At 67.0% G+C, this 9571-nt stretch carries 9 protein-coding genes; 8 read left to right on the plus strand and 1 reads right to left on the minus strand.

What is annotated here, in order from left to right; all coding sequences use genetic code 11:
- The first annotated feature begins 17 nt into the window (after positions 1–17).
- A complete protein-coding gene (locus GGQ98_RS08795; protein ID WP_184068175.1) occupies positions 18–707 on the plus strand; it encodes an NnrU family protein in 690 nt (229 codons plus the stop codon).
- Positions 698–1489: an SDR family NAD(P)-dependent oxidoreductase gene (locus tag GGQ98_RS08800; protein ID WP_341534166.1), complete on the plus strand. Its 792-nt coding sequence runs from the start codon at positions 698–700 to the stop codon at positions 1487–1489. The genes GGQ98_RS08795 and GGQ98_RS08800 overlap by 10 nt, the downstream gene beginning before the upstream one ends.
- A gap of 36 nt (positions 1490–1525) precedes the next feature.
- Here the strand turns inward: GGQ98_RS08800 and GGQ98_RS08805 are convergent, their stop codons facing one another.
- Positions 1526–2965: an alanine/glycine:cation symporter family protein gene (locus GGQ98_RS08805; protein ID WP_184068181.1), complete on the minus strand. Its 1440-nt coding sequence runs from the start codon at positions 2963–2965 to the stop codon at positions 1526–1528.
- A 95-nt stretch (positions 2966–3060) separates the two neighbouring features.
- On the opposite strand from GGQ98_RS08805, the gene glmM reads away from it, so the two are divergent.
- The 6 genes from glmM to GGQ98_RS08835 all read left to right on the plus strand — a co-directional run bounded on the left by glmM (position 3061) and on the right by GGQ98_RS08835 (position 9479).
- Entirely contained in the window at positions 3061–4398 is a 1338-nt protein-coding gene (gene glmM / locus GGQ98_RS08810) for a phosphoglucosamine mutase (protein WP_184068184.1), read from the plus strand.
- Entirely contained in the window at positions 4395–5195 is an 801-nt protein-coding gene (gene thiD / locus GGQ98_RS08815) for a bifunctional hydroxymethylpyrimidine kinase/phosphomethylpyrimidine kinase (RefSeq protein WP_184068187.1), read from the plus strand. Before glmM ends, thiD begins: the two co-directional genes overlap by 4 nt.
- Positions 5185–5808 (plus strand): ribonuclease HII, encoded by a 624-nt coding sequence (locus GGQ98_RS08820; RefSeq protein WP_243451784.1) that lies wholly within the window; start codon positions 5185–5187, stop codon positions 5806–5808. Before thiD ends, GGQ98_RS08820 begins: the two co-directional genes overlap by 11 nt.
- 190 nt (positions 5809–5998) lie before the next feature.
- Positions 5999–7105 (plus strand): site-specific DNA-methyltransferase, encoded by a 1107-nt coding sequence (locus GGQ98_RS08825; RefSeq protein ID WP_184068193.1) that lies wholly within the window; start codon positions 5999–6001, stop codon positions 7103–7105.
- 3 nt (positions 7106–7108) lie between these two features.
- Positions 7109–8167: a dihydropteroate synthase gene (gene folP / locus GGQ98_RS08830; protein ID WP_184068196.1), complete on the plus strand. Its 1059-nt coding sequence runs from the start codon at positions 7109–7111 to the stop codon at positions 8165–8167.
- Positions 8168–8354: 187 nt separating this feature from the next.
- Entirely contained in the window at positions 8355–9479 is a 1125-nt protein-coding gene (locus GGQ98_RS08835) for a hypothetical protein (protein WP_184068199.1), read from the plus strand.
- Positions 9480–9571 lie beyond the last annotated feature (92 nt).

Consider the following 9571-nt stretch of genomic DNA (forward strand, 5'->3'; position numbering starts at 1 on the left):
AAGGGGAGGGTCAGGGAATGGCCGAGCTTGCAATCGCCGTCGCGTCGTTTGTGCTTACCCACTTTATTCTCTCGCATCCGCTCCGCGCGCCGATCGTCGCGAGGGTGGGCGAGAAGGGCTTTCTCGGGCTGTATTCGCTCGTCGCGTTCGCGACGCTGATCTGGGCGGTGATGGCCTACCGCGCCGCGCCGATCCAGCAGCTATGGTTGCCGCCGCTCTGGATCCTGCATGCAGGGGCGCTGCTGATGCTCGTCGCCTCGATCCTGTTCGCCGGGTCGTTCCTCGCGCCCAACCCGGCGATGGTGGAGGCCGGGAAGGTGCTGTCGAGGAGCACCGAGCCTAAAGGCGTGATGGGCATCACCCGGCATCCGATGATGTGGGCGTTCGGCCTGTGGGCCGTGGTTCATGTCGCCTCGACCGGGCGGCTGGAAACGCTGATCCTGGCGGGCGGGATCGGTATCCTCGCGCTCGTCGGCGCGTGGTTTCAGGACGGCAAGAAGGCCGCGCAGCTCGGCGATGGCTGGGCCGCCTATGCGGCGCGCACCAGCTACTGGCCGCTCGGCGCGCAGCTTTCGGGCAGGCTTTCCTGGTCGCGGATATGGCCCGGCATTCTGCCTGTCGGTCTGGGCATTGCGCTTTATATCATCCTCGTCGTGACGCATCCGCTCGTCATCGGGAAATCAACGGGAGTCATGGCGTGGAATTGACCGGCAAGATCGTCTGGATCACGGGCGCGTCGTCAGGGATCGGCGCGGCGCTTGCCGAAGCGTTCACCGCCGCCGGGGCGCATGTCATCCTTTCGGGGCGGCGCGAAAGCGCGCTTGCCGATGTCGCGCGGCGGCTCGCTGGCGAACAGCTCATCCTGCCGTTCGAGGCGACGGACTACGGCGCGCTTCCGGGCATCGTGGACAAGGCGTGGGCGTGGCGCGGGGCGATCGATATTCTTGTCAACAACGCGGGGATCTCGCAGCGCTCGATGGCGCTCGATACAGATTTCAGCGTCTACCGGCAGATCATGGAGGTGGATTTCTTCGCGCCGCTGCGGCTCACCCAGTTCGTGCTGCCCAAAATGGTGGCGCGCGGACAGGGGCATTTCGTGCAGATGGCAAGCGTCGCGGGCAAGGTCGGCGGGCCGCTGCGCACCGGCTACTGCGCCGCGAAGCACGCGCTCGTCGGATACTCCGATGCGCTGCGGGCGGAAACCGCGCAGAACGGGCTGGGTGTCACCGTGGTGGTTCCCGGTTTCGTGCGGACGAGCATCGCGGAAAACGCGCTCGACGGGCACGGCGAGCGCTACGGCCCGAAGGACGACCCGGTCGGCAACGGCATCAGCCCGGCCGAGGCTGCGGCCGATATCATCGCGGGTCTGCGCGCCGGGAAGCCCGAGATTACCGTCGGCAGGGGCATGGAAATGCACCTGCTGTGGCTCAGACGGCTGGCGCCGCGCGTCCTTTTCCGCCGCCTCGAAAAGATGGCGCCCAAGCGATAGCGCACCGGCGCTGCAGCGTTCGGCGCAGCGGAAACATCAGCCGTGCCGAGGTTGCGCCGTTTCATCGTCTATGCCCTTTCGGTAGATCGTGCCGGCCTTCACGCCGGCGAGGAAGCTGTTCACCTCGCGTCTGACGGGCACGGCGAGGAGTGCAAGGCCGATCAGGTTCGGGAGGACCATCAGGAAGAACAGGCTGTCGATAAGATCGATGACCTTGCCGGGCGAAAGTATCGCGCCCAGCGGTTGCAGAAGGCAGTAAAACAGCTTGAAGGTGATCTCGCTGGCGCGGCTGTGGCCGAACAGATAGCCCCATGCCTGAATCCCGTAGTAGCCCCATGAGATGAGCGTCGAAAACGCGAACAGCAGGACGGCGACCGACAGCACATAGGGAAACCACGACGCCACCGTGCCGAATGCCGCCGAGGTCATCGCGATGTCGGTGTAGCCGTCGTTGTACACGCCGGTGACGACGATGATGAGCGCAGTCATCGTGCAGACGATCATCGTGTCGAGCATCGGCTCGATCAGCGCGACCATGCCTTCGGACGCGGGATGGCGCGTCTTTGCCGCGCTGTGCGCGATGACCGCCGTGCCGACGCCCGCCTCGCACGAAAAGACGGCGCGGCGCATGCCGACCACGAAACTGCCGATCACGCCGCCTGCGACCGCATCGGGCGAGAAGGCCGCGTTTATGATGGTGAGGAAGGCGGCGGGGACGGCGGCGGCGTTTGCCGCGAGGATCACGATGCCGCCGCCGAGGTAGATGAAGCACATGAGCGGCACCAGCCCGGCAGCGACCCGCGCGACGGAGTTGACCCCGCCGATGATGACCACGCCGACCGCGACCGCAAGGATCAGTCCGTAAACGAGACCGTTGCCCGGCGTGCTGTCGATGCCGGTGATGACGGTGAGCTGGCTGAAGCTCTGGTTCACCTGGATGAGCGGCAGCGCGCCGCCCAGCGCGAAGACCGCATAGAGCCCGCCGAGTCTCCGCCCCGTGTTGGGCAGGCCGATGCGGGCAAGGCCGTTTTTCAGCGTGTACATCGGCCCGCCGCGCACCTCGCCCCCGGCACTGAACTCGCGGTACATCAGGCCGAGGGTCACTTCGGCGGCTTTCAGCGCCATCGCGAAGAAGCCGATCACGAACATCCAGAACGCCGCGCCGGGGCCGCCGAGCGCGATGGCGATGGCGACGCCGCCGATGTTGCCGAGCCCGATCGTGCCCGACAGTGCGGTGGACAGCGCCTGGAACTGGCTGACCGTTCCCGGCGCGCTGTCGTCGGCATGGCGGCCGCGAAGCAGTTGGAGGGCGATGCCGATGCCGCGAAGCTGCGGAATCCCCAGCCACAGCGTGAAAAACACCATCGCGGCGGCAAGCGCCAGCACGACCAGCTCGATCTCGGTGCCGAAAAACGGCACTTTCATGAATACACGTGCCGAAAGATGGTCGATGAAGCGACCCATTGCCTCGATCATTCCGTGCAGCCCGCCCTTCACCTTAACGATTTTGAGGCATAAAGAGCCTGTTATGGACGTGCGTGCAAGTCACGCGGGGCTTTGAGGGGACGATTATGGGCCGGCGCTATTTCGGCACCGATGGAATCAGGGGGCTGACCAATACCGCGCCGATGACGCCGGAAATCGCGATGCGCGTCGGGCAGGCGGCGGGCGCGAAGTTCCTGCGCGGCGACCACAAGCACCGTGTCGTCATCGGCAAGGACACGCGGCTTTCCGGTTACATGATGGAATCCGCGCTCATCGCGGGGTTCACCAGCGTCGGCATGGACGTGGTGATGGTCGGCCCGGTGCCGACTCCGGCGGTCGCCATGCTCACCCGCTCGATGCGCGCCGATCTCGGCGTGATGATCTCGGCGAGCCACAACGCCTATCAGGACAACGGCATCAAGCTGTTCGGCCCCGATGGCTACAAGCTCTCCGACGAGGACGAGATCGAAATCGAGGCGCTGCTCGAAATCGCCCCTAAACTCGCCGAGCCCTCGCAGATCGGCCGCGCGAAGAAGATCGAGGACGCGCGCGGGCGCTACATCCATTTTGCGAAATCGACCTTTCCCGATCATCTGCGGCTCGACGGGCTGAAGCTCGTCGTCGATTGTGCGAACGGCGCCGCCTACAACGTCGCGCCCAGCGCGCTGTGGGAACTCGGCGCCGACGTCGAGGTGATCGGCGTCAGCCCCAACGGCTTCAACATCAACGACGATGTCGGATCGACGAGGCCCGCCGCGCTTCAGAACAAGGTGGTGGAATCGGGCGCGCACATCGGCATCGCGCTCGACGGCGACGCCGACCGGCTCATCATCGTCGATGAGCGCGGGCAGATCGTGGACGGCGACCAGCTGATGGCGCTCGTGACCAGGAGCTGGCATGCGTCGGGCCGGTTGAAGGGCGGCGGGCTCGTCGCCACGGTGATGTCGAATCTCGGCCTTGAGCGTTATCTCGGCGGCCTCGGGCTCAATCTGGAGCGGGCGAAGGTCGGCGATCGCTACGTTCTCGAAGCGATGCGCGCCGGGGGCTACAACGTCGGCGGCGAGCAATCCGGGCATATCATCCTGTCCGACTATTCGACGACCGGGGACGGCCTCGTCGCGGCGCTGCAAATCCTGGCGGTGCTTGTCGAGGACGGCAGGCCGGCGTCTGAACTGCTGACGCTGTTCGAACCGCTGCCGCAGCTTCTCAAGAACGTACGCTTCAACGGCGGGCAGCCGCTCGACGCGGAGAGCGTGAAGGGCGTCATTGCCTCGGCCGAGGCGCGGCTCAACGGCACCGGGCGGCTCGTCATCCGCAAATCGGGGACGGAACCGCTCATCCGCGTGATGGCGGAGGGCGAGGATATGGGGCTCGTCGAAAGCCTTGTCGACGAAATCTGCGACGCCGTGGTGAAGGCCGCATGACAAAGCCCCTCCCGGCGCGCGTCCTCATCATCGCGGGGTCAGACTCCAGCGGCGGCGCGGGCATCCAGGCCGATATCAAGACCGTGACCATGCTCGGCGGCTATGCCGCGACGGCGATCACCGCCGTTACGGTGCAGGACACGAACGGCGTCCACGACGTGCATGCCATTCCCACGAGCGTGATCGCGGCGCAGATCGAAGCTGTGCTTGCCGATATCGGTGCGGACGCGATCAAGATCGGCATGCTGGGCAGCCAGGCGGTGGTGGAGGCGGTTGCGGGCGCGCTTGTCGACGTGACCGTGCCGATCGTGCTCGATCCGGTGATGATCGCCAAGGGCGGCGCGCATCTGCTGCGGCCCGATGCGGTCGAGGCGCTGATGTCGCTGCTGGTGCCGATGGCGGACGTGGTGACGCCCAACATCGTCGAGGCGGAGGCGCTTTCGGGCAAAAAAATCCGCACGCCCGAAGACGCCCGCGATGCCGGAGAGGCGATCCTCGGGCTTGGCGCGAAGGCCGTTCTGGTGAAGGGCGCGCATTTGAAGGGCGACCAGATCAGCGACTGGCTGGTCGCGCCGGGCCGCGCCAAGGAATGGGTCGATGCGCGCATCGCGACCAAGCACACGCACGGCACCGGCTGCACGCTTGCCTCGGCGCTCGCGGTGGGCCTTGCGCAGAAGATGCCGCTGGAACAGGCGGCGTGGCGCGCGCGGGATTATGTGCGGCAGGCGATCCTCGCGGCGCCCGGCTTCGGCGCGGGTCACGGCCCGCTCGGCCACGGCTGGCCCCTTGCCCGGTAAGCTGAAGCACGCCGGGCCGGATTACAGCCACGAGGCGCGCTGCGCGGGACGGGTCGCGGGGGTGGACGAGGCCGGACGCGGGCCGCTTGCGGGCCCTGTGGTGGCGGCGGCGGTCATCTTCGATCCGGGCTGCATTCCCGACGGGCTGAACGACAGCAAAAAGCTGACGCACGGCCGCCGCGAGGCGCTGTTCGACATCATCACGGGCTGCGCGCAGGTGGGGATCGGCGAAGCGAGCCCCGAGGAAATCGATAGCATCAACATCCTGCAGGCGACCTTTCTGGCCATGACGCGCGCGGTCGCCGCGCTGCCGGCGCCGCCCGATCATGTGCTGGTGGACGGCAACCGGTCGCCGCGCTGGTCGTATCGCTGCGACACGATCGTCGGCGGCGACGGGCGCTGCGTCTCCATCGCGGCGGCATCGATCATCGCGAAGGTGACGCGCGACCGGCACATGATGCGGCTTCATGCCGACTTTCCCGGCTACGGCTGGCAGCAGAACAAGGGCTATCCGACACGCGCGCATCTGGAGGCGGTGACGCGCTTCGGCATCACCGTTCACCACCGCCTGAGCTTCGGCCCGGTGCAGCGCGAGCGCGAATTCGCGCGTTGAGTCGTTTCCGCAACACCCACTAGGGCTGGCGTATGCCGCTATGCGTCATCGCAAGGGGTTGCGGTCAAGGCTTCATGTTTAATGAAATCTTAAGTTAACTCTGCAACCCTTTGAATCCATGGACTCTTGACGCAGGAGTCTTCGGCAGGCCAATGTCCGCGCGATTTTGGATAAAGAGGGCAGGCAGGGCATGATCGCAGGCAATCGGGACAGCATCGACGAGGCGTCACGCGTCTCCTCGCGCATCATTCTGGGCGATTGTATCGCGGAAATGGAAGCGATGCCGGCGAAGTCGGTGGACCTCATCTTCGCCGATCCGCCCTACAATCTGCAGCTGAACGGCGATCTGTTCCGCCCCGAAGGCAGCCGCGTCGATGCGGTCGACAACGACTGGGACAAGTTCGACACGTTCGGCGCCTACGACAATTTCACCTGCCGCTGGCTTTCCGCCGCGCGCCGTATCCTGAAGGACACCGGCACCATCTGGGTGATCGGCAGCTATCACAACATCTTCCGTGTAGGCACCGTGCTGCAGGATCTGGGCTACTGGGTGCTGAACGATATCGTGTGGCGCAAGACGAACCCGATGCCGAACTTCAAGGGCACGCGCTTCACCAACGCGCACGAGACGATGATCTGGTGCTCGAAATCCGAAAAGGCGCGCTACACCTTCAACTATCACGCCATGAAGATGCTGAACGACGACGTGCAGATGCGATCGGACTGGACGATCCCGATCTGCACCGGCGGCGAGCGCGTGAAGATCGGCGGCGTGAAGGCGCATCCGACGCAGAAGCCCGAAGCGCTGCTCTACCGCGTGCTGATGGCGGCATCGAACCCCGGCGACGTGGTGCTCGATCCGTTCCTCGGCTCCGGCACCACCGGCGCGATGGCGAAGATGCTCGGCCGCAGCTTCATCGGCATCGACCGCGAACAGGCCTATGTCGAGGTCGCGCAGAAGCGCATCGCCGAAACCAGGCCGCTGGCGCCCGACGCCATGCAGATCACGCGCGGCAAGCGGCAGGAACCGCGCGTTGCGTTCGGTACGCTTGTCGAGGCCGGGCTCATCCTGCCGGGCCAGGAACTCGTCGATACCGCCCGCCGCTACAAGGCGCGCGTCCGCGCCGACGGCAGCCTCGCCTTCCGCGGCGATGCCGGCTCGATCCACCAGATGGGCGCGGCGGCGCAGGGTGCGCCTTCGTGCAACGGCTGGACCTTCTGGCACATGGAGCGCGGCGGCGCGCTCGAACCGATCGATACGGTGCGCGAGGCCTACAGGCGCGATCTCGCGGCCTGATCCATGAAGACCTACTACCGCCCCACCGGGTTCGTCGATGCGCCCTTCGGCTACGATGGGCAGGTGCAGCGGCTGGCGGGCGGGCTTGTCTGGTTCTCGGCGGTCGAGGTGATCGAGCGCAGCGGCGGCAAGCGGGTTTCGCAGCGGCTGGTGCCGGTTTCAGACATCGATACCGCGCACCCGCTGTGGGCGCGCCTGACCGCGCCGCGTGCGCCCCTTCAGCTCGGCGCGCGCACGGTGCGCTTTTCCGAACCGTCGGTGATGGCGATCCTCAATCGCACGCCGGACAGTTTTTCAGACGGCGGACAGCACGCTTCGGACGATGATGCGGCGGCGGCCGCCGTCGCGATGGCGGCGGACGGGGCGGCGATCATCGATATCGGCGGCGAATCCACGCGGCCGGGCGCCGCCGAAGTGTGGGAGCAGGACGAGATCGGGCGCGTCGCGCCGCTCGTCGAGCGCCTCGCCAGGGCGGGCATCGCCGTTTCGATCGACACCCGCAAGAGCGCCGTGATGGCCGATGCGCTGCGGCGCGGGGCGGCGATGGTCAACGACGTCTCCGGCCTCACGCACGATGATCGCGCGCTCGAAACCGTGGCCGGGGCCGGCTGTCCCGTCGTCATCATGCACACGCAGGGCGGCCCCGAAACCATGCAGCAGGATCCCGCCTACGCGGATGCGCTGCTCGATGTTTACGACTGGCTCGAAGCGCGCATCGATGCCGCCGTCGCGGGCGGCATCGCGCGCGAGAAGATCATCGTCGATCCGGGTATCGGCTTCGGCAAGACGGTGCGGCACAATCTGGAAATCCTGAACGGACTGTCGCTGTTCCACGGCCTCGGCGTGCCCGTGCTGCTCGGGGCCAGCCGCAAGCGCATCGTCGGCGCGCTGTCGAACGAGGCGCCCGTCGATCGCCGCCTCGGCGGTTCGCTGGCGCTGGTGATGACGGCGATTGTGCAGGGCGTGCAGATGGTGCGGGTTCACGACGCGTTCGAATCGGTGCAGGCGATCCGCGTCTGGCGGGGCCTGCGCGATGCGGCGCTCAGCCCGCCCACGCTATAACCCGTCGCGCGCTGCGGCATCTGCCGCTTGTGGGTGCGCCCGGCGCGCGCGTAGAACGCTGCCCTGACCGGCCGGAGTAGCTCCCATTCGATTCGTATCCGGATTGCTTGCTCTTCTTCTCTTCGCCGGGTCCGCTGCGCTGACCGGGGAACGGATCGCTGCGCCGGGGGCGCCGGGGGCGGAGGATGTGCGGGCTGCGCGAAATCTTGCCTTCGCGCTGGCCGAGGTCGCCTCCGCCGAGGAACCGATGCCCGTGTCTGCATCGCTGGCGGAGATGGAAGGCGCGGCGCGCGTTCTCTCCAACGGCGTGCCGAGACTTCGCCTGTCTCCCCGGATCGGAGACGACGCGCTTGCCGTGAAAGGGGCATTCCGCCTTTCCGGCGGCACCTGGCTTACCGCCGGTATCCGTCTCACGCAGGCGGAGGACTACGGCTACCCGGAAATCTCCGGGAGCATCGGCACGCTGCCGATTCCCGCGCTGCTCTTCGAACCTTTGCTCGCGATGGCGCACAAGGCGGCGGAAATGCGCGCCGGAACGCGCTTCCCCACGACGCGCGAGGCGATCCTTGCGTTCGAAACCGGCAAGGGATCGGCGAACATCGTGCTCGATCTCCCGCAGGGCCTGCTCAAGGGGGTCAGCAAGCTCGCCCCCTCCGACGACGCGATCGACGGGCGCCTGGCGAATCGCCTGTACGTTGCGGCGCATCAGCAGCTGAACGGGCGCCCGCTCGATCTGCCGGAGGTTTATGCCGCGCTGTTCGAAAATGCGCCGCACACCGGCGATGCGGCGCGCGGCCACGCGCGCGCGGCGATGGTGGCGGCCGCGATGCTGGTGGTCGGCCCGCGCGCCGGGCGCCTTGCCCGAGGCGGCGAGGCGTCGCTGAGCCCGGTGCTGCCCGCCACGCTCTCCGTATCGCTTGCGGGGCGCGGCGATCTTGCCCAGCACTTCGCGCTGTCGGCGGCGCTCGCCGCGTCCGCGGATCCCGCGATCGGCCAGGCGCTCGGCACATGGAAGGAACTCGACGACAGCCTAGCGGGTGGCAGCGGCTTCTCGTTCGTCGATCTCGCGGCAGACCGGGCCGGGCTGCGGCTGGGCGAAACGGCTGCCGATCCGGCGCGCGCGGGAACGCTGCGGTCGCGTTTCGCGGCAGACGCGCCCGAATTGCTGCCGCTCGAGGCGCTGGGCTTCACCGAGGGCATGAGCGCGCGCACGTTCGAAGGCCGCTACAGCGACGTCTCGAGCGCCGAATACGCCGAAGCCGTCGCCCGCATCGACGCGGCGCTCGATACGCTTCCGCTGATGCGCCGGTAGGTGTTTAGTCCCTCGTTTTGATGGTGCGGTTCTCTGATAAACCGTTTTGGCTGCTCGGACCATATTTTGCAGACATATTCATATGGGGTGAG

Source organism: Sphingosinicella soli, assembly GCF_014199685.1.
Lineage (GTDB): Bacteria > Pseudomonadota > Alphaproteobacteria > Sphingomonadales > Sphingomonadaceae > Sphingosinicella > Sphingosinicella soli.

Excerpts from the sequence above, each read along its gene's own strand:
- GGQ98_RS08805 (WP_184068181.1), bottom strand. The coding sequence starts at position 2,965 with ATGATCGAGGCAATGGGTCGCTTCATCGACCATCTTTCGGCACGTGTA.
- folP (WP_184068196.1), top strand. The coding sequence starts at position 7,109 with ATGAAGACCTACTACCGCCCCACCGGGTTCGTCGATGCGCCCTTCGGC.
- GGQ98_RS08825 (WP_184068193.1), top strand. The coding sequence starts at position 5,999 with ATGATCGCAGGCAATCGGGACAGCATCGACGAGGCGTCACGCGTCTCC.
- GGQ98_RS08795 (WP_184068175.1), top strand. The coding sequence starts at position 18 with ATGGCCGAGCTTGCAATCGCCGTCGCGTCGTTTGTGCTTACCCACTTT.
- thiD (WP_184068187.1), top strand. The coding sequence starts at position 4,395 with ATGACAAAGCCCCTCCCGGCGCGCGTCCTCATCATCGCGGGGTCAGAC.
- glmM (WP_184068184.1), top strand. The coding sequence starts at position 3,061 with ATGGGCCGGCGCTATTTCGGCACCGATGGAATCAGGGGGCTGACCAAT.